This is a genomic window from Halomonas sp. A11-A, from assembly GCF_003182195.1.
Taxonomy (GTDB): Bacteria; Pseudomonadota; Gammaproteobacteria; order Pseudomonadales; family Halomonadaceae; genus Halomonas; species Halomonas alkalicola.
Genome location: NZ_QGTM01000002.1, coordinates 226,380 through 245,164 on the forward strand (window position 1 = coordinate 226,380; position 18,785 = coordinate 245,164).

General features: G+C 69.9%; 13 protein-coding genes and 3 pseudogenes. 7 read left to right on the plus strand and 9 right to left on the minus strand.

Annotated elements, in window-relative coordinates:
• Positions 1-17 precede the first annotated feature (17 nt).
• The 6 genes and pseudogenes from DER72_RS16555 to DER72_RS03240 all read right to left on the minus strand — a co-directional run.
• Positions 18-323 (minus strand): annotated as a pseudogene (locus tag DER72_RS16555) (transporter substrate-binding domain-containing protein); the annotation flags it as partial.
• A gap of 119 nt (positions 324-442) precedes the next feature.
• Positions 443-2,083: a BCCT family transporter gene (locus DER72_RS03220; RefSeq protein ID WP_110068555.1), complete on the minus strand. Its 1,641-nt coding sequence runs from the start codon at positions 2,081-2,083 to the stop codon at positions 443-445.
• A gap of 577 nt (positions 2,084-2,660) precedes the next feature.
• The gene (locus tag DER72_RS03225; RefSeq protein WP_110068556.1) at positions 2,661-3,824 is read right to left on the minus strand and encodes a PQQ-dependent sugar dehydrogenase; all 1,164 of its coding nucleotides are present in this window, start codon (positions 3,822-3,824) and stop codon (positions 2,661-2,663) included.
• 118 nt (positions 3,825-3,942) lie between these two features.
• Positions 3,943-4,818, minus strand: a complete 876-nt coding sequence (locus DER72_RS03230) for an AEC family transporter (RefSeq protein ID WP_110068557.1) — start codon at positions 4,816-4,818, stop codon at positions 3,943-3,945.
• An 82-nt stretch (positions 4,819-4,900) separates the two neighbouring features.
• The gene (locus tag DER72_RS03235; RefSeq protein WP_110068558.1) at positions 4,901-5,815 is read right to left on the minus strand and encodes a LysR family transcriptional regulator; all 915 of its coding nucleotides are present in this window, start codon (positions 5,813-5,815) and stop codon (positions 4,901-4,903) included.
• Positions 5,816-5,984: 169 nt separating this feature from the next.
• Positions 5,985-8,147 (minus strand): TonB-dependent receptor domain-containing protein, encoded by a 2,163-nt coding sequence (locus DER72_RS03240; protein WP_110068559.1) that lies wholly within the window; start codon positions 8,145-8,147, stop codon positions 5,985-5,987.
• Positions 8,148-8,361: 214 nt separating this feature from the next.
• Here DER72_RS03240 and DER72_RS03245 point away from each other — a divergent pair, with 214 nt between their 5' ends.
• The 7 genes and pseudogenes from DER72_RS03245 to DER72_RS03270 all read left to right on the plus strand — a co-directional run bounded on the left by DER72_RS03245 (position 8,362) and on the right by DER72_RS03270 (position 15,097).
• Positions 8,362-9,318 carry an ABC transporter substrate-binding protein gene (locus DER72_RS03245; protein WP_375153253.1) on the plus strand — a complete coding sequence of 319 codons (957 nt, stop codon included), beginning with the start codon at positions 8,362-8,364 and terminating at the stop codon, positions 9,316-9,318.
• A 56-nt stretch (positions 9,319-9,374) separates the two neighbouring features.
• A pseudogene (locus DER72_RS03250) lies at positions 9,375-10,295 on the plus strand (FecCD family ABC transporter permease); the annotation flags it as partial.
• A pseudogene (locus tag DER72_RS16350) lies at positions 10,181-10,798 on the plus strand (iron chelate uptake ABC transporter family permease subunit); the annotation flags it as partial. The pseudogenes DER72_RS03250 and DER72_RS16350, both read left to right, overlap by 115 nt.
• On the plus strand, positions 10,778-11,533 hold the full coding sequence (locus tag DER72_RS16115; RefSeq protein WP_181395598.1) for an ABC transporter ATP-binding protein: 756 nt from the start codon (positions 10,778-10,780) through the stop codon (positions 11,531-11,533). The pseudogene DER72_RS16350 and the gene DER72_RS16115, both read left to right, overlap by 21 nt.
• Positions 11,534-11,605: 72 nt before the next feature.
• Positions 11,606-13,429: an ABC transporter ATP-binding protein gene (locus DER72_RS03260; RefSeq protein WP_110068560.1), complete on the plus strand. Its 1,824-nt coding sequence runs from the start codon at positions 11,606-11,608 to the stop codon at positions 13,427-13,429.
• Entirely contained in the window at positions 13,422-14,387 is a 966-nt protein-coding gene (locus DER72_RS03265; RefSeq protein WP_110068561.1) for an arsenic resistance protein, read from the plus strand. The genes DER72_RS03260 and DER72_RS03265 overlap by 8 nt, the downstream gene beginning before the upstream one ends.
• Positions 14,388-14,455: 68 nt before the next feature.
• Positions 14,456-15,097: a hypothetical protein gene (locus DER72_RS03270; RefSeq protein WP_258306173.1), complete on the plus strand. Its 642-nt coding sequence runs from the start codon at positions 14,456-14,458 to the stop codon at positions 15,095-15,097.
• Between the two features lie 20 nt (positions 15,098-15,117).
• Here the strand turns inward: DER72_RS03270 and fhuB are convergent, their stop codons facing one another.
• The 3 genes from fhuB to DER72_RS03285 are packed head-to-tail and all read right to left on the minus strand — an operon-like array spanning position 15,118 to position 18,728.
• Positions 15,118-17,094, minus strand: a complete 1,977-nt coding sequence (fhuB, locus tag DER72_RS03275) for a Fe(3+)-hydroxamate ABC transporter permease FhuB (protein ID WP_110068562.1) — start codon at positions 17,092-17,094, stop codon at positions 15,118-15,120.
• On the minus strand, positions 17,084-17,965 hold the full coding sequence (locus tag DER72_RS03280) for an ABC transporter substrate-binding protein (protein ID WP_110068563.1): 882 nt from the start codon (positions 17,963-17,965) through the stop codon (positions 17,084-17,086). The genes fhuB and DER72_RS03280 overlap by 11 nt, the downstream gene beginning before the upstream one ends.
• Positions 17,958-18,728 carry an ATP-binding cassette domain-containing protein gene (locus DER72_RS03285; RefSeq protein ID WP_110068564.1) on the minus strand — a complete coding sequence of 257 codons (771 nt, stop codon included), beginning with the start codon at positions 18,726-18,728 and terminating at the stop codon, positions 17,958-17,960. The genes DER72_RS03280 and DER72_RS03285 overlap by 8 nt, the downstream gene beginning before the upstream one ends.
• Between the last annotated feature and the right edge of the window lie 57 nt (positions 18,729-18,785).

The window sequence follows — 18,785 nt, forward strand, 5'->3', positions numbered from 1 at the left end:
GGGTCTCTGCGCTCCTCCGTCCAGGCTACATCGGGCAGCAGGTCGAGCTCGCCGGCCTCGAGCGCCGTCAGGCATTCCTGCCAGGTGCAGGGGACGGCTTCCAGCTGCCACCCCTCCAGCGCCGCCATGGCCAGCAGCAGGTCGCCCAGGATACCGCTGGGGTGCCCCTGATCATCCAGCATCAGCTTGGGTGGGTTGTGGTAGACCCCGACGCGCAGCCTCTCCGCCAGGGCATCGGCGGGCTGTGTCAGCAGCAGGGCGACGGCGAGCAGGGCCCGGCGTGGCAGCGGGGTGTCTTGAATCGTCACGAAATGGGCATCCATTCACCAGTTGACGTGCTTCCACCGGGAGGCGGTCATCGGCGTGTCACCCTAAGCGTAGACACCCGACCACCAAAAAGGGCGGCCCGATGGCCGCCCCTGGGCTGCGTCGAGGAGAAACCTCAGCGCGGTTCGCTCATCAGCCCCTTGATGATGGCGTAGCAGCCCACCAGCAGGACCAGGGTGAAGGGCAGGCCGGTGGAGATCACCGCGGCCTGCAGCGCCGCCAGGCCGCCGCCGATCAGCAGGCCGATGGCGATGGCGCCCTCGATGATGGCCCAGAAGATTCGCTGGGGCTTGGGCGCGTCCACCTTGCCGCCGGCGGTGATGGAGTCGATCACCAGGGAGCCGGAGTCTGAGGAGGTGATGAAGAACACCACTACCAGCACGATGGCGATGAAGGAGGTGATCTCGGTGAGCGGCAGCCCGGCCAGCATCACGAAGAGCGCATCCGCCTCGCCCTCGAAGGTACCGGCCAGCAGCTGGCTGATGCCGGCGCTGCCGAAGGAGGTCATCCACAGCACCGAGACCAGCGACGGCACCAGCAGCACGGCGATCAGGAACTCGCGCACGGTGCGCCCGCGGGAGACCCGGGCGATGAACATGCCGACGAAGGGCGACCAGGAGATCCACCAGGCCCAGTAGAAGGCGGTCCAGCCCTGGCTGAAGTTGGCGTCCTCGCGCCCGAAGGGGTTGGAGAGCGCCGGCAGGTAGCTGAGGTAGTGGCCCAGGTTCTGGAAGAAGCCGGTGGCGATCATCAGCGTCGGGCCCACCAGGATGACGAAGGCCAGCAGCAGGAAGGCGAGCCCCATGTTGAGCTGGGAGAGGCGCTGCACGCCCTTGTCGACGCCGAGGGTGATGGAGCCGATGGCCACGATGGTGATGGCGACGATCAGCAGCACCATGGTGACGTTGGTATCGGGAATGCCGAAGAGGTCGTTCAAGCCGTTGGTGGCCTGCTGGGCACCGAGGCCGAGCGAGGTGGCCAGGCCGAACAGGGTGGCGAACACCGCCAGGATGTCGATCACATGCCCCGGCCAGCCCCACACGCGCTCCCCCAGGATCGGGTAGAAGATCGAGCGCATGGTGAGCGGCAGGCCCTTGTTGAAGGAGAAGATCGCCAGCGATAGCGCCACCACGGCGTAGATGCCCCAGGGGTGCAGGCCCCAGTGGAAGATGGTGGCGGCCATGCCCAGCGCCAGGGCGCCGGCCTCGTCGCCCTCGGCGCCGCCCAGCGGCGACCAGTCGGTGCGCGCGCCGCCTTCGCTGCTGATGCCGCCGAGCGCCGCCTGGAAGTGATCCATGGGCTCGGAGACGCCGAAGTACATCAGGGCGATGCCCATGCCGGCGGCGAACAGCATGGAGAACCAGCCCGCGTAGCTGAAGTCCGGCTTGGCATCGGCCCCGCCGATGCGCACCTTCCCCAGGGGCGTGAAGATCAGCACGATCGACAGCAGCACGAAGATGTTGGCGGCCAGCAGGAAGAACCAGGCCATGTTGCCGGTCAGGAAGTTGAAGGTGCTGGTGAACAGCGGACCGACCTGGTCCTGCAGGGCCAGGGTGATGATCACGAAGAACATCACCACGATGGCCGACACGGCGAATACCTTGCCGTGCAGGTCCACGTCGATCCCCATGGGCGAGGCGGAAATGTTGTCCTGGCCGATCACGTAGTCGGTATCGATCAGGTTGGCGGGCCCCTCCGGGGCCGGAATGCCCTCGGAAGCCTGCGGCTTCTCGGGGGCTTTCTCGTCATTGGCCATAGTGGCTGTCTCCCTTGCGTAGCGTCTTGGGGGTATCCGGGCGGGTCGGCCCAGGCCTTGGGTGGGCGCACCAGGAACACCGAAACATCGGTGTGGGTCGCCACCTTGCCGCCGTGGGCTGGCATTTCCTCAGTGCCTTCAAAGCCTAGCTTCTCTTCGTGGAAAGCGATTCAACGCCCGGCTGGCGTCACGGGGAGGCGACTATACCGTTGTATAGCGTTGATTCCGACCCGACCCGACGCCTTCCAGCGGGTAATCCGGGGCGCATGTGTCAGACCTGACCACCCGATGCGCGGATGTCGGTACGCGACTTCGTGTCGCCATTATTGTTTTAAGATTTTGATTATAAAGATTTTTATGAACGATTGCACAGGAGTGGCATGGCGCCTGCTCCTCTCTTGGTGAAGTCAATGAACCCAGGAGATGTCAATGCCTCAGCAAGCACCGTCCAGCCAGGTGGCGTCTCGACAGGACCATGCCTCCCGCTCGCCGCGAGGGCGGCGCCTGAAGGCGCTGGCGGCCCCGCCAGGGGCGGGGCCGGTGAAGGGGGCAGGCGGGTGGCAGGCCCGGTGCGTCGTCAGTCCGCCGGCATCAGCCGGTAGAGGCTGCCGCGGGCGTCGTCGTCGAGCAGGTAGAGGGCGCCGTCGCGGCCCTGGCGCACGTCGCGGATGCGGCCGATCTCGCCGTCGAGGATCACCTCGCTCTCGGCCATGCCGTCGCCCTCCAGCACCAGGCGCTTGAGCAACTCGCTGCGCAGGCCGCCGGCCAGCAGGTTGCCCTGCCATTCGGGGAAGTGCTCGCTCGTGACGTCAGCGAGCCCCGAGGGGGCTTGGGTGCCGTCGAAGACGTGCACCGGATCGCGCATCCCGGGCAGGGAGTCCGCACCGATGGGCTGCCGGGTGGAGTAGTCCACGCCGAGGCTCACCTCGGGCCAGCCGTAGTTCTCGCCGCCCTCGATCAGGTTGAGCTCGTCGCCACCCCGGGGGCCGTGCTCGGTGGCCCAGACGCGGCCGTCGGCGGTGACGGTCATGCCCTGGATATTGCGGTTGCCGATGCTGAAGAGCGCCTCCAGGGCGTCGCCGTCATCCAGGAAGGGGTTGTCGTCGGGCACGCTGCCGGTCTCGGTGAGGCGCAGCACGCTGCCGGCATGGTCGCCCTTATCCTGTGCCCGCGGCGGATGGCTGCCGCGGTCGCCGATGCTCATCAGCAGGGTGCCGTCGGGCCGCCAGGCCAGGCGCGAGCCGTAGTGGCGGCCGGGGCCGGAGAAGCGGTCCTGAACGAAGAGCTCCTCGACGTCCACCAGCGCGCCGTCGCCCAGGCGTGCCCGGGAGAGGGTGGTGGCGGTACCGTCGCTGCCGGCCTGGCTCCAGGTGAAGTAGACCCAGTCGTGCTCGCCGTCGCCCGTGCCGAAGTCGGGATGCAGCACCACGTCGAGCAGGCCGCCCTGGCCGCGGGCGTTGACCTCGGGCACGCCTTCCAGGTGGGAGATCTCGCCCGACTCGCTGACATGAGCCAGGCGGCCGGGGCGTTCGCTGACCAGGAAGCTGCCATCGGGCAGCTGGGCCAGGGCCCAGGGGTGTTCGAACCCGGTGGCCACGCGCTCCAGGCGCAGGTCATGGTGCTCGGTCTCGATCCGCTCGACGACTGTCTCGGGCAGGGTCTCGGCGGCCAGCGCCTGGCCGCCGACGGCCAGCCCCCCCAGCAGCAGGGCGGCAGGCAGTCTGCGAAGTGGTGCAGGCATCGTGTTCTCCCCTCGTTGGCTCGTTCATCGAATGATGAGGCATCTACCAGCATAGGGACTTTTCGGCGGCGGGCGCGTTCCCTGTCGCCATCTGGCGACGCCAGCCCGCTCGATGGCGCTACATCAGCCAGGCCAGCAGCAGGGGCAGATAGAAGAGCGCCAGCAGGGTCGAACAGAACACCAGGCTGGCCACGTAGGCGGGTTCGCGGCCGGCCTTCTGGGCGAACAGGTAGTTGAAGACCGCCACCGGCATGCTCATCTGCAGCACCAGGATGCTCTGGGCCAGCGGGGGCAGCCCCAGCAGGGCGCCGATGCCCCAGGCCAGCCCCGCCGCCACCGGGATGCGCACCAGGCTGAAGCCGACCCCGGACTTGAGGCTCCTGACCTGGATGCTGGCCAGGGAGACCCCCAGGGTGATCAGCATCAGCGGCACGGTGAAGCCGGAGATCAGGTCGACGCTGTTGTCGAGCCAGCGCGGCAGCGCGGTGTCGGTGAGCAGCAGCGCCAGCGAGATCACGATGGCGTAGACGGTGGGGGTGCGCGCCAGGGTCTTCAGCGCGTTGCCCTGGCTCGCCATGATCGAGCCCACGGTGAACTGGAACAGCGACACCGTGACCATCACCGTGATGCCGAAGGCGAAGCCGGCGCTGCCGAAGGCGTAGAGCACCACCGGCAGCCCCATGTTGCCGGTGTTGGGGTACATCATGGGGGCGAGCACCACCCGCCAGTCTCGTCGGAGCAGCCGCGCCATCAGCGGGGTGGCGGCGGCCATGGCGATCATCACCAGGGCGGTGGCCAGCATGGTGCGCCCGACGCTGCCGGCGTTGATCTCGGCATTGGCAAGCGAAGCGATGATCAGCGCCGGGGTGCCGATGTTGAAGACCAGGCGGGTGACGAACTCCACCGGGTAGGGCTGGCCCAGGCGAATCCAGGTGTAGCCCAGGCCGGCGCCGGCCAGCACCGGGGCCATCACGGCGAAGAGTTCGGCGATCATCGAGCGGTCCTCGTGGGGCGGGGCGCGCCATTGTCCTGAATCGCCGGGTGGGCTGGCAAGCGTTGGTGCCTCTCTCGAGGGCTCAGGCCGCCCGGGCGGGGGCCTGCCAGGCGCCGGGCACCGCCTGGCGCAGACAGTCGAGCAGGGCGGTCACCCGGCGCGGCTGGTGGCCAAAGGGATAGAGCAGGGTGATCGGCAGCGGAGCGGGCTGCCATTCTGGCAGGCAGGCCACGAGCTGGCCCGGGTGGTGGTGCGCGTGGCGCTCGACCATCCAGTGGGGCAGCAGGCCGATGCCCTGGCCGCGGCGGATGGCGTCCATCTGCAGCACCGGCAGGTCGACCCTCAGCCGCGAGACGGGCGGTAGGAAGTGAAAGGGTGCCTGGTCGGGGTGGTGCAGGGTCAGGCCCTCACGGCTGGTGCCCAGCAGGTCGATCCAGGCATGGCCGGCCAGCTCGCGGGGATGTTCGGGTGTGCCATGGCGGGCCAGGTAGTCCGGGTGGGCATGCAGGCCGCGGGTCAGCGCGCCTAGCGGCTCCTGACGCAGCCCCGATTCCGGCACCTCGCCCAGCCAGACGTGCACGCCCTGGCTCTCCGGGCCGGTGCAGGGCGAATCGCCCGTCTGCAGGGTCAGCGCAATGCCGGGGTGGCGGGCGAGAAAGGCGTCCAGGGTCGGCGCCAGCCAGCAGCGGGCCAGGGCGCAGTGCACCGTCACGCAGAGCTCGCCGCTGACCTCCTGGTGCAGCTCGTCAAGGGCCGTTCGGCTGCGCTCGGCCAGGGCGAGCATCTCGCGGCAGTGGTCATGGAACAGCAGGCCGGCCTCGGTGGGGATCAGGCGGTTGGCCTGGCGGCGCAGCAGCGGCTGGCCCAGGCGGGTCTCCAGTTGGCTGATACGCCGGCTCAGGGTCGACTTGGCGAGCCCCAGCTCACGCGCGCTGCGGGTCAGGCTGCCGGAGGTCATCACTGCATCGAAGGCGACCAGCTCGTCGAAGTCATGCATGGTGGTAAAGGCTCGCGATGGCGATGGCGACAGTATGGCATGTAAACAAGCTAATGAAAATCATTGCCATTTGGCCTTGGGGTGCATTCCTCTATTACCAAAAAGCCCCGGCATGGCCGAGGCAGAGGGACGGATCGATCGAAACAGCGGAACAGTGTCTCGGTCGTGCTCAGAACTCGTAGCGGGCGGAGAGCCAGAGGCGGCGACCTTCCTCGCTGTTGGCGTAGACGTTGCCGTAGCTGGCGCCGCCATCGTAGGCACGGTAGTCGACGAAGTCCTTGTCGAACAGATTCTGGACCGTGGCGCTGACGGTAAAGGCATCGGAGACCTGATAGCTGCCGCCCAGGTGGAACAGGGCATAGGACTCGAAGTCGCCCAGGTCATCGAAGGAGGGTGCGCCGCGTATCCGCTCACGGTTGCGGTAGCGTTCGCTGCGATACTCGCCGGAGAGCCAGGTGCTGAGCCGTTCGGTAGTCTGCCAGCGCAGGGTGCCATTGACCGCATGCTCCGGGGTATCGGTCAGCGGCTCGCCCTTCTGTGCACCGCTCTTCTGCTCGCTGTCGGTATAGGTGTAGTTGGCGCTCAGGTTGACGCTCTCCGAGAGCTGGATGCGCGTGGAGAGCTCGATGCCCTGGGTCTCGGCCTCGTCGATATTGATATCCTGAGAGTAGGTGCCATCGGGGATCATCGGGTCACCGCTGACCACGATATCCGGGCCGGAGGCGATCTTGTCGTCGAAGCGGTTATGGAACAGCGTGGCGCTGGCCATGAAGCCCTCGCCATTGTCATACAGGGCGGCGAGCTCGCTGCTGGTGCTCGTCTCCGGCTGCAGGTCCGGGTTGCCGATGGTCAGGATGGTGCCCTGGCCGGTCACGCCGTTGACCCCATTGTGCAAGTCGTTGAGTGAGGGTGTCTTGTAGCCGCGGCTGATGCCGCCCTTGAGCGTCCAGTCGTCGGTAGCGCTCCATACCAGGTAGCCGCGCGGGCTGAACTGGCTGCCGAAGGCGTCGTGGTGGTCGTAACGGCCACCCAGGGTCAGGGCCCAGTCATCGGCCAGCCACCATTCGTCTTCGGCGAACAGCGCCCAGGTGGTCTGTGAGAACTCCTCGGTGGCCAGCCCATCGGTCAGCTCGGAATCCATCCACTGACCGCCGATCGTTGTCATATGATCGCCAAGCGGCATTATGAACTTGCTGTCGAGCACGGTGTTGGTGGTCTCGAGCTCACGTGCATCGCCGCCCACAATATCGGGGAAGCCTGCATAAGGCTGCCCCATGGTGCCCGGTATGGTGCGGCCCAGCGTCTCGGTGGTGTTGTGCATTAGGCTGGATTCGAGAGTGCCGGCGGTGAAGCGCCCGGTGTGGCCGATGGCGAGCTGATCACGCTCGAAGCGCAGTTCGTCGCCGTAGCCATTGGCCTCGCCCGGGGCAGGCTCGCAGCTGCGGGTGCGGCCGTCCAGGGTGCCCAGCTGGCACTCATCGTTGGCGTACTCCTGACGGCTGGTCTCGCCGTCGAGCCACAATTCGTGATCCTGATGCGGGGTCAGGGTGAGCCTGGCGCCGAAGCTATAGATATCCCCCTCCACCGGGCTTGGCCCGCGCTGGCTGACCGGGACCTCGGTACCGTCCGCCTCGGTATAGGTCAGGCTGGAGGCGTCGCGCTCATAAAACCGGCCGCGCACCTGGAGCCCCAGGGTCTTCTCGATCAGCGGGCCGCTGGCATAGAGGCTGGTCTCGCGACTGTCGCCGAACTCGTCGTGCTCGTTGAGAGTGGTTTCGGCCTGTACCGAGCCGCTCCAGGTGTCGCCCACCTTGCGGGTGATGATATTGATCACCCCGCCCATGGCATCGGAGCCATAGAGGGTCGACATCGGCCCGCGGATCACCTCGATTCGCTCGATGCTGGAAACCGGCGGCATAAAGCTGGTGGAAGTTTCGCCGAAGTCGTTGGGGGTGACACTGCCGGCGGTGTTCTGGCGGCGGCCGTCGATCAGGATCAGGGTGTAGTCGCTGGGCATGCCACGGATGCTGATATTGCGACCGCCGGTCTTGCCTACCTGGCCGCCCACGTCGACACCTTCCACATCGCGCAGGGCATCGGCGACGCTGCTGACCCGCTTCTCCTCCAGCTCCTGGCGGCTGATCACCGAGATGCTGGCCGGCGCATCGCGCAGCGCCTGCTCGAAGCCGGCGGCGGTGACCACGATGTTCTCCAGGCGAGCGCTCTCCTCGGCCTGGGCGGGTAGGGCGGCAGCGGCGGCCAGGGCAATGGCGCTGGCCAGTGCCTTGGAGGGGAAGGGCTGGGCAAGGCGAGGCGGGAGTGAGCGAAGCATGATGTCCTCTTGAATGAGTTTGATTCTCAGTTGCAGGGAGGATTCTAGGCTCGAAAGTTCCCCGGCGAACAGCGGTGAGGCCGCAACGCCGCGTTGCCGAAGACGCAACACGCTCGGTTGCGTTGCCTCGAACGCGGCGTTCCGACGGGAGGGATACCTCATGATGATGAGAATCATTACCATGCTTGGCTTTCACTCTGTCCGGGAGTTCTCCATGCCACGCCAGCCCTCGTCCCCGTTCCTGATGCCGCCCCTTCGCCTGCTACTCGGTGGGGCATCTCTGGTCCTGGCACTGGGCGCCCAGGCACACAGCGTCGAGACGGCCAACGGTCCGGTCGCGGTGCCCGAGTCCCCCGAGCGGATTGTGACCCTCTACGAAGGCGCTCTGGATGCTGCCCTGGCTACCGGCCAGCTGCCCGTGGCGGCGGTGACCACCCGCGGCGGCGATGGCGTGGCCCGCTATATCGAGGCCCATCTCGATGTCCACCACCCCGAGGCCGAGCTGGCCATCGTCGGGGTGGTGCGCGAGATCAACCTGGAGGCGGTGCTGGCCGAGCGGCCGGACCTGATCCTGGCGGCGCCGCAGCTCTCCGCCGAGCAGTACGCGCTGCTGTCGCGGATCGCCCCCACCGTGGTGCCCCAGGCCCGTGAGCTGGCCGCCGACAACTGGAAACATGAGGCACGCCTGTTCGGCGAGGCCCTGGGGCGTGGCGAGGCGCTGGAGAAGGCCATTACCGAGGTGGAGGAGCGCGCCGCCGCCCTCGCCGTGGACCTCGCCGAGGCGGGGGGGGACGGCAGCGCCAACCTGGTGCGCTGGATGCCCCAGGGCCCGTTGGTGATGTCCGAGTCGCTGTTCACCAGCGGCGTGCTGGCGGCCGCCGGCCTGGCGGTCGACGACGCCGGCCTGGTCAATCAGCGTGGGGTGCACAGCGATCCGCTGAGCCTCGAGAACCTCTCGCGGCTGGAGGGCGACTGGCTGTTCTTGGCCACGCTGAACGAGGAGGGCGACGAGGCCCTGGAAGCGGCCAAGCAGTCAGCCGCCTTCGCCCGGCTGCCGGTGGTGGAGAAGGGGCGGGTGATTGCGGTGGATGGCCAACTGTGGACCAGCGCCAATGGCCCGCTGGCCGCCCAGGCGATCCTCGACGATATCGAAGCTGCGCTGCTGCCCTGATGGCGGCGAGCGGCTTGTGTCTTCACCCCCGCCGCCCGGCGCGGCTTTGGCGTGTCATGGCCTCGCTACTGGCGCTGCTGGCGGTGGCGGCCATCGCCAGCTTGATGCTGGGGGCCGGCGAAGTGACGCCGGGACGCGCCTTGGCCGTGCTGACAGGGCACGGTGATGACGAGGCCACCTTCGTGGTGGGCGCGCTGCGTGCACCGCGCACCCTGATCGGCATCGGGGTGGGGCTGGCGCTTGCGGTCTCTGGTGCTCTGCTCCAGGCGGTATCCCGCAACCCCCTGGCCGAGCCGGGACTGCTCGGCGTCAGTGCCGGCGCGGCCTTCGCCGTGGGCGTGGCGCTATGGCTGGGCGCCAGCGCCGCCACCCTGCGCATCGCGGTGGGGCAGGTGGGGGCGCTGCTAGGCTGCCTGGCCGTGCTCAGCGTGGTGCGTCTGCGTGGCATGGGCGGTGACCCGGTGCGCCTGGTGCTGGCCGGTGCCGCCTTCTCGTCGCTGCTCGCCTCGCTCACCTCGTTGCTGCTGCTGTTCGATCAGCGTACCGCCGACGAGATCCGCTTCTGGGTGATCGGCAGCCTCTCCGGACGGCGCCTGGGGGACCTGCTGGCGGTGTTGCCCAGCCTGGTATTGGCGTTGGGGATCATCGCCGTCATCGCTCGGCCGCTGGCCGCCCTGGCGCTGGGCGAGCGGGTTGCCTCGGGGCTGGGTCACCATCCGGGACGCGTGCGCCTGCTGGTGATCCTGGCGGTGGCGCTGATGGTGGGGGCGGCCACCGCCCTGGCCGGGCCCATCGCCTTCGTCGGCCTGGTGGTGCCCTTCGCCGCCCGTGCCCTGGCCGGCCCCGACATCCGCCGCACCCTGTGGCTCTGCCTGCCGCTGGGCCCGCTGATGGTGCTGGTCGCGGATATCGTCTCACGCCTAGTGGTGGCCCCCGCGGAGCTGCCCATCGGGGTGCTCACCGCGCCGGGGGCGCCACCGCGGCCGCCATCACCTTCGGCCTCGCCAGCGGCGGCGACACCCGCGGCTATCGCTTCATCGTCGCCGGCATCGGCATCGGTGCGGTCTTCGGTGCCGTCACCCAGCTGCTGCTGGCCCAGGTGGATATCGACAGCGCCAATGCGGCTTACCCCTGGACGGTGGGCACGCTGAACGCCCGCTCGCCGGGGGCGGTGACGGTGCTGGCCGCGGGGCTGGCGCTGGGAGTGCCGCTGGCCCTCGCCTTGGGGCGTTCGCTCTCCGGCCTGCGATTCTCCGATGCCGTGGCCGCCGGGCTCGGGGTCAGGCTGCGCCGCCGCCGCGCGCAGGTGCTCTCGCTCTCGGTGCTGCTGACGGCGCTGGCCGTGGCGGTCGCCGGCCCGGTGGGCATGGTGGGGCTGATCGGCCCGGAGATCGCCCGCTCGCTCTCCTCGCCGCGCGGCGTGCCACTGATCGCCTCGGCCCTGGCCGGCGCCCTGGTGATGGTGCTGGCCGACCTGGTGGGTCGCCTGCTGCTGGCGCCCATCGAGTTGCCGGTGGGCATCGTCACCGCCATCGTCGGCCCCAACGGCTGCGGCAAGTCGACCCTGCTGGCCGGCCTGGCGCGCCTGCACGCCCCCGCCGGCGGGGCGGTGCTGCTCGACGGCGTGGATATCCAGCGCCTGCCGGCCCGGGAGCTGGCACGGCGCCTGGCGCTGTTGCCCCAGGAGGCCAGCGCCCCCGAGGGACTGACCGTGGGCGACCTGGTGCGCTTCGGTCGTCAGCCCCACCAGGGCTGGCTGCGCCAGTGGTCGGCGGACGACCGCCAGGCGGTGGCCGAGGCGCTGGCCGCGGCGGGCCTCGAGGCCCTGGCCGAGCGTCCCCTTGAGGCGCTCTCCGGCGGCCAGCGCCAGCGCGCCTGGATCGCCATGACCATCGCCCAGCAGACGCCGCTGCTGCTGCTCGACGAGCCCACCTCAGCGCTCGACCTGGGCCACCAGCTGGAGGTGTTCGAGCTGGTGCGCTCGCTGGCCAGCCGCGGGCGGACCATCGCCCTGGTGCTCCACGACCTGGCCAGCGCCTGCCGCTACGCCGACCACCTGGTGGCCATGCGCGATGGACGCATCGTCGCCCAGGGCGCCCCGGCCGAGGTGGTCAGCGAGGCGCTGGTGGCGGCGCTCTACGGCGTTGCCTGCACCCTGATCCATGACCCGGTGAGCGGCACGCCGCTGCTCACCAACCTGCGCCGACTTCTGTAGCCGCCGAAGCGCTCGCGTTGGAGGCGCGCGGGTGAATCGGTATCCTGCCCGGGTCAACTACAAGGACTCGCCATGACCACCACCCCGGCTACCCCCAGCAGCTTCCAGGCGCTGGTGCGCCTGCTGCGCTACGCCCGCGGCTACCGGCGGCGCATCATCGCCGCCACCAGCTGCTCGATCATCAACAAGATCTTCGATATCGCCCCGGAGATCCTGATTGGCGTGGCCATCGACGTGGCGGTCAACCAGGAGGCGAGCTTCGTGGCACGCCTGGGTTTCACCACGCCCCAGGAGCAGATCTTCGTGCTGGCGATCCTGACCTTCTTCATCTGGGCCGGCGAATCGATCTTCGAGTACCTCTACAAGATCCTGTGGCGCAACCTCGCCCAGCGCCTCCAGGCCGACATGCGCCTGGATACCTACGAGCACGCCCAGCGCCTGGACATGGCCTTCTTCGAGTCCAGGAGCTCCGGCCAGCTGGTGGCCACCATGAACGACGACATCAACCAGCTGGAGCGCTTCCTCGACGGCGGCGCCAACGCCCTGATCCAGGTCGGGGTCACCGTGGTGGCGGTGGGGGCGGTGTTCTTCGTCATCTCGCCGCTGGTCGCGCTGCTCGCCTTCACGCCCATCCCGCTGATCATCTGGGGCGCCTTCTACTTCCAGCGCAAGGCGGGCCCGCTCTACGCCGACGTGCGCGAGAAGGTGGGCGACCTGGCCAGCCGGCTGGCCAACAACCTGGCCGGCATCGCCACCATCAAGAGCTTCACCAGCGAGGCCCGCGAGGCGGCGCGCCTGCGCGAGGTGAGCGAGGCCTACGTGGAGGCCAACCGCCGCGCCATCCAGGTCAGCTCCGCCTTCATCCCGGTGATCCGCATGGCGATACTGGCCGGCTTTCTGGCCACCTTCACCGTGGGCGGCCTGCTCGCCCTGCGCGGCGATCTCAACGTGGGCGCCTACGGCGTGCTGGTGTTCCTCACCCAGCGCCTGCTGTGGCCGCTGACGGGCCTGGCCGAGGTGATCGACCTCTTCGAGCGCGCCATGGCCAGCACCCGGCGCATCCTCGACCTGCTGGCGGTGCCGATCACGGTGCGCGACAACGCCACCGCGCCCCTGGCCGAGCCCCTGCGCGGCGAGGTGAACTTCGAGGGGGTGAGCTTTCGCTATGCGGCAAGCGAGGTGGGCGTCGAGGACGTCAGCCTCCACGTGCCCGCCGGCCATACGCTGGCCTTGGTGGGGGCCACCGGCTCCGGCAAATCGACCCTGATCAAGCTGCTGCTGCGCTTCTACGATCCCGACGCCGGGCGCATCCGCATCGACGGCCAGACGATCGATGCGGTGAGCCTCACCTCGCTGCGCGGCGCCATCGGGCTGGTCAGCCAGGACGTCTACCTCTTCGAGGGCACGGTGCGTGACAACATCGCCTATGGGAAACCCGACGCCCCGGAGGCCGATGTGATCGAGGCGGCCAGGACCGCCGAGGCGTGGGAGTTCATCCAGGCGCTGCCCCAGGGGCTCGATACCCCGGTGGGCGAGCGGGGCGTGCGCCTCTCCGGCGGCCAGCGTCAGCGCCTCTCGCTGGCCCGGGCGCTGCTCAAGGACCCGCCCATCCTGGTGCTGGACGAGGCCACCAGCGCCGTGGACAACGAGACCGAGGCCGCCATCCAGCGCTCGCTGCGCAGGATCGCCCACGGCCGCACCGTGATCATGATCGCCCATCGCCTCTCCACCATCGTCCACGCCGACGAGATCGTGGTGATCGAGGGCGGCCAGGTGGTGGAGCGCGGCACCCACAAGACGCTGCTCGAGGCCGACGGCCGCTACGCCGCCCAGTGGCGGGTGCAGACCGGCGCGCTGACGGTGGACCTTGCCGAGGGCGACGCCACCCGTGCGTGAGGCGCTAGAGCGCCATCAGGTGTGGGGCTACCTGGCGGCAATCCTGGCCGGGCTCGGCCTGGGGCTGACCCGCCCCGAGGCCGCCGGGCTTCTGGAAAAGGCGCTCTGGCCGCTGCTCGGCCTGCTGCTCTACACCACCTTCACTCAGGTACCCCTGGGCCGGCTCGGCCTGGCGGCGAAGGACTGGCGCTTCGGCGCGGCCCTGCTGGCCGGCAACTTCTTGATCCTGCCCCTGGCGGTGGGAAGCCTGGTGGTCCTGCTGCCCCTGGCACCCGCCGTCCAAGTCGGGGTGCTGCTGGTGCTGCTGGTGCCCTGCACCGACTGGTTCATCAGCTTCACCCACCTGGGACGCGGCGACGCCGGGCGTGCCATCGCCGCCACGCCGCTGCTGCTGGCGCTCCAGCTGGTGGCGCTGCCGGCCTATCTCTGGCTCTTCCTGGGCGCCGACTGGGCCAGGGTGGCGATCAGCGGGCCGCTGCTCTCCGCCTTCGCCGGGTTGATCATGGGGCCGCTGGCGGCGGCCTGGCTGACCGAGCGCCTGGCCAGGCGCCGCCCTGGTGTCAGACGCCTGGTGGCGGGGCTCGGCTGGCTGCCCGTGCCGCTGCTGGCCATGGTGCTGTTCAGCATTGCCGCCACCCAGGTGGGCAGCGTGAGGGGCCTGGGTGGAGTATTACTGCAGGTGCTGCCGCTCTTCGTCGGCTATCTGGCGCTGGCGGCGCTGCTGGGACGGGCGCTGGGGCGCGCCTTCGGACTGATGCCGCCGGCGGCGCGGACCCTCATCTTCAGCTTCGCCACTCGGAACTCCTTCGTGGTGCTGCCCATTGCCCTGGCGCTGCCCGAGGCCTGGCAGGCCGCTGTGGTGGTGATCGTCTTCCAGTCGCTGGTGGAACTCTTCGGGATGGTGGCCTACCTGCGCCTCGTGCCTGGCCGGCTGATTCCCAGCAAGGCGCTAAGGTAGGCTTTACCTGGAAAGCCGGGTGCCAATCGCCAACACTCGAGGCTGACAGGATCAGTGGAGGAGTCGCAATGACCATCATGCGCAACGCCCGGCATTCTGCCCGGCAGGCAGGTGAGCCTTCACGGCGCTGGGTCGGGGCGGCGTCGGTGCTCGGGTTGACGGCCCTGGCCTCCCAGGGACTGGCGTCGCCGCCCTTGCTCACGGCGGTGGAGTCAGATCCGGTGGCGCTGGGCTGGATGCAGGGCTTCCCGCCGCCGCCCGAGAAGATCATCGGCCAGCCCGACAGCGACTATTTCAGCTTTCCCAAGCTGCGCTGGACGGTGTGTCATTTTCGCGAGCTGCTGCCGACACGGCGGGTGAGCCGTGGCCTCGAGGCGTCGCGACCCTTGCCCTATGCCCTGGACCCGAATATCGACGCGGTCACCTTCACCCCGCTGGAGGGCGGCGACCGCGACGCCTTCGCCCGGGTCGGCTACGCGAACCTGCCCGGCGGAAGCTACCGCGGCATGTGGTGGGTGCTGCACAACGACCATGGCGCCTTCGCCGCCCGAGGGGTGCACGGCCAGACGATCTACGTCGATCCCACCGCCCGCATGGTGATCGTGCGTTTCGCCTCCCGCCCGGTGGCGGGCAACGCGGCCAACGATGCCACCTTGCTGCCCGTCTATCAGGCGCTGGCCGAGTACCTGATGGGGCGTAAGGTGGAATAGCAGGCTCGGATTGCCTGTGCCTACCGGCGCCCCAGGCCCCACATGAAGTAGGCGCCCCCCAGCAGCGAGGCCACCAGGCCGGCGGGAATCTCCGCGGGGAACAGCAGCTGGCGGCCCAGCCAATCCGCCAGCACCATCAGCAGGGCGCCGATCAGAGCGGCCCCGAGCAGCTGCGCCCGCGCCCGAGAGAAGCCCGCCAGTCGGGCCATATGGGGTGCCAGCAGGCCGACGAAGGAGAGCGGCCCCACCACCAGAGTGGCGCAGGCGGTCAGCAGGGCGACCAGCAGCAGCAGTGCCAGGCGCGCCCGTTCTACCCGAATCCCCAGCGCCGCGGCCGTGGCGGCCCCCAACGGTAGGATATCCAGCCAGCGGGCGAAGGGGCGTGCCGCCAGGGCCAGCGCCACGGCAAGGCCCGCCACCAGCGTTGCGCTGACGGGATCGACGTAATAGGTGGAACCCGAGAGCCAGGCGATTACCTGCTGGCCGCGGGGATCGCCGCCGGCCAGCACGATGGCGCGCACGGCGTCAAACAGCGCGGTGATCGCCACGCCGCTGAGCAGCAGCCGTTCGGGCACGAAGCCGCTGCGCCGATTGATAAGGACCAGCACCGTCAGGCTGGCCAGCGCCCCCAGGGTACCGGCGGCGACCAGGGTCAGGTTGCCAGGGGCGGGCAGCAGGAAGATGGCAGCCATCAAGGCGATGGCGCTGCCGCCGCTGATGCCCAGCACCTCGGGGCTGGCCATGGGGTTGGCGGTGAGGCGCTGGATCAGGGTGCCGGCGATGGCCAGCATCACCCCGCTGCCCGCGGCGGCCAGCAGCCGCGGCCAGCGCCAGGCCAGCACCGCCTCCTCAACAGTGATGTACCAGCCGCCGGTCGCCTGGCCCAGCAGCAGGGCAAGCAGAATGGCGGCCATGAGGCCAAAGGCCAGCCCTGCGGCCAGGCGCCCGGGGGCGGGGTGGCGCGGGGCCGGCGCGGTGGCGGCGCCGGGCGGGCGGCCGGCTTCCAGGCGCAGCCGGGGAATCAGCCACAGCAGCAGCGGTGCGCCCAGGGCGGCGGTGGCGGCCCCGGTGGGGATCAGGGTCGGCAGGGTGCCGGCGAAGCGCTGCAGCAGCAGGTCGGTGGTGGCCAGCAGCAGGCCGCCGAGCAGCGTCGACCAGACCAGGCGCGGTCCCAGCCGGCGCGCGCCGGCCAGGCGCACGATATTGGGCGCCGCCAGGCCGATGAAGCCGATCACCCCCACCACGCTGACCACGCAGGCGGTCAGGAAGACTGCCAGCCCCAGCCCCGCCAGGCGCAGGTGCTTCAGCGAGACGCCGAGGCTCCTGGCGCTGGCGTCGTCGAGTTCGAGCACCGCCAGCGGACGCAGCAGCAGCCAGGCCGCCAGGCCGCCCAGCAGCAGGCGCGGGGCCAGGAAGGCGGCGTCATGCCAGCCGTGCTGGGAAAGCGACCCGGCGCCCCAGATCAGCAGCCCCTTGAGGGTCTCCTGGTGGAACAGCAGCAGCACCATGCCCAGGGCCCCGGCATAGAGATTCACCACCAGGCCGGCGAGGACCACCACCGCAGGCGAAAGCCCGCGGCGCCAGGTCAGGGCGAAGACCAGCGCCATGGCGCCGGCGCCACCCCCCAGGGCCACCCATTCGCGCCCGGCCAGCAGCAGGCCGGGGGCGAGCAGGGTGGCGGCCATCAGCGCCAGGTTGGCGCCGCTGGCCACCCCCAGGGTGGTAGGCGCGGCCAGCGGGTTGCGCAGCACCTGCTGCATCAGCACCCCGGCCAGGGCCAGGCCGCCGCCGGCCAGCAGCGCCATGGCCAGGCGCGGCCACCAGCTGTAGTGGCGCACCAGCGACTCGGCGTTCGCCGGCGTCACGGTCGTCAGGGCGCGCAGGCCATCGAGGAGCCCCTGCTCGGAAAGCGAGCCGAGCACCAGGGCCAGCAGCGCCAGGCCCGGCAGCAGGCAGACGAGGGCAGGGGCGTGGCGGCGGGCGGCCTCAGTCGTCATGGGGCGCCTCCTCCAGGGCGGCCACCAGATGCTCGGCGAAGCGTATCGCCGAGGGCAGGGCGCCGAAGCTCCACACCGGGGGCAGGGTGATCAGGCTGTCATCGCGTACGCTGGGCTGCTGCTGCCATAGCCCGCTGCCGGCCAGCGCCGTCTCGACGCCCACCGGATAGGGCTCTACCACCACCAGCCGGGCCGTCAGGCCGGCCAGCTGCTCCAGGCCCACCAGCGAGAAGCCCCAGGCGTTGGTCTCGCCGTGCCAGGCGTTCTCCAGCCCCAGGCGGGCCATCACGGCCTGGTAGAGGCCTCCCTCACCGAATACCCGGACATGGCGCTCGTCCATGAACTGCACCACCAGCAGCGGCGGCACCCGCTCGGGTAGCCGCTGTTGCAGGTCCGCCAGTCGCGCCTCCGTCTTGGCGATCAGCCGCTCGGCGGCCGCTTCCCGCTCGGCCAGGCGGCCCACCTCGTGGGTCAAGTCGCGCAGCTGGGGCCAGGTCTCGCGGCCCGGGGTATAGAGCGGCAGGGTCGTCACCGGGGCGATGTGCGACAGACGCGGTGCCAGATTGGCGAACATCGGCGAGATCAGCAGGTGATCGGGTGCCAGGTTCGCCAGCAGCTCCAGGTTGGGCTGGCTGCGCAGGCCGAGATCGACGGCCGCCTCGGGCAGGTGCGTGCCGACCCAGGCATGGTAGGCATCGACCTGGGCGACCCCGACCGGCGTGACGCCCAGCGCCACCAGGGTCTCGGCCAGGGTCCAGTCGAGGGTGGCGATGGCCGGCTGGGCCAGGGCGCGAGGCATTGGCGCCAGGCCCAGGGCCAGCAGCAGCGCGACGAGGACGCAGCGGAGCAGCCGGGCGGGCGAGTCAGGCATGGACCAGGGCGACGGAGTGATGGTGGGTGGGGTGAGGCATCACCCGCATGGGGATGCCGTAGATGGCTTCCAGGGTGGCCTCGTCCATCAGCTCGGCCGGTGACCCTTGCGTCAGCACGCGCCCGCCGTGCAGGGCGACCAGGTGGTCGCAGTAGCGCGCCGCCATGTTGACGTCGTGGAGCACGATGACCACGCCGAGCCCCAGGTGCTGGCTGAGCTCGCGAATCAGCGCCAGCACCTCCACCTGGTGGGCGATGTCCAGTGCGGCGAGGGGCTCGTCGAGCAGCAGGAAGTCGCTGCCCTGGGCCAGCAGCATGGCCAGCCAGACCCGCTGGCGTTCGCCGCCGGAGAGGGTATCGACCAGGCGGTCGGCGAAGGCCTCGGTGTGGGTCGCGGCGATGGCCCGTTCGATGGCCGCCTCGTCCTCGCGGGTATGCCGGCCCAGCAGGCCGCGCCAGGGGTAGCGGCCCATGGCCACCAGCTCGCGGCCGAGCAGGTTCTCGGTGGCGGGCAGCTGCTGGGGCAGGTAGGCGACCCGGCGGGCGAACTCGCGATGCCCCCAGCGGGCCAGGGGGCGGCCGGCGAAGTGCAGCTCGCCCTGGCTCGCCGGCTGCTGGCGGGCCAGCAGCTTGAGCAGGGTCGACTTGCCTGACCCATTGTGGCCGATCAGGCCATGCACCCGGCCGCCCATCAGGGTCAGGTCGGTGGCAGCGAGCAGGGGCCGGTCGCCGACGGCGAAACCGGCTCCGCGCAGTTCGAACATGCAGGGCGCTCCTTCAGCGGGCCCCGGGCGGGGCAGGCGATGGGCGCTACCTTACCC

What these genes read in the sequence shown, in the direction of transcription:
- DER72_RS03225 (WP_110068556.1), bottom strand. Translation starts at nt 3,824, where the DNA reads ATGCCTGCACCACTTCGCAGACTGCCTGCCGCCCTGCTGCTGGGGGGG.
- DER72_RS03260 (WP_110068560.1), top strand. Translation starts at nt 11,606, where the DNA reads ATGACCACCACCCCGGCTACCCCCAGCAGCTTCCAGGCGCTGGTGCGC.
- DER72_RS03220 (WP_110068555.1), bottom strand. Translation starts at nt 2,083, where the DNA reads ATGGCCAATGACGAGAAAGCCCCCGAGAAGCCGCAGGCTTCCGAGGGC.
- DER72_RS16115 (WP_181395598.1), top strand. Translation starts at nt 10,778, where the DNA reads ATGGTGCTGGCCGACCTGGTGGGTCGCCTGCTGCTGGCGCCCATCGAG.
- DER72_RS03245 (WP_375153253.1), top strand. Translation starts at nt 8,362, where the DNA reads ATGCCACGCCAGCCCTCGTCCCCGTTCCTGATGCCGCCCCTTCGCCTG.
- fhuB (WP_110068562.1), bottom strand. Translation starts at nt 17,094, where the DNA reads ATGACGACTGAGGCCGCCCGCCGCCACGCCCCTGCCCTCGTCTGCCTG.
- DER72_RS03280 (WP_110068563.1), bottom strand. Translation starts at nt 17,965, where the DNA reads ATGCCTGACTCGCCCGCCCGGCTGCTCCGCTGCGTCCTCGTCGCGCTG.
- DER72_RS03230 (WP_110068557.1), bottom strand. Translation starts at nt 4,818, where the DNA reads ATGATCGCCGAACTCTTCGCCGTGATGGCCCCGGTGCTGGCCGGCGCC.
- DER72_RS03235 (WP_110068558.1), bottom strand. Translation starts at nt 5,815, where the DNA reads ATGCATGACTTCGACGAGCTGGTCGCCTTCGATGCAGTGATGACCTCC.
- DER72_RS03240 (WP_110068559.1), bottom strand. Translation starts at nt 8,147, where the DNA reads ATGCTTCGCTCACTCCCGCCTCGCCTTGCCCAGCCCTTCCCCTCCAAG.
- DER72_RS03285 (WP_110068564.1), bottom strand. Translation starts at nt 18,728, where the DNA reads ATGTTCGAACTGCGCGGAGCCGGTTTCGCCGTCGGCGACCGGCCCCTG.
- DER72_RS03270 (WP_258306173.1), top strand. Translation starts at nt 14,456, where the DNA reads ATGACCATCATGCGCAACGCCCGGCATTCTGCCCGGCAGGCAGGTGAG.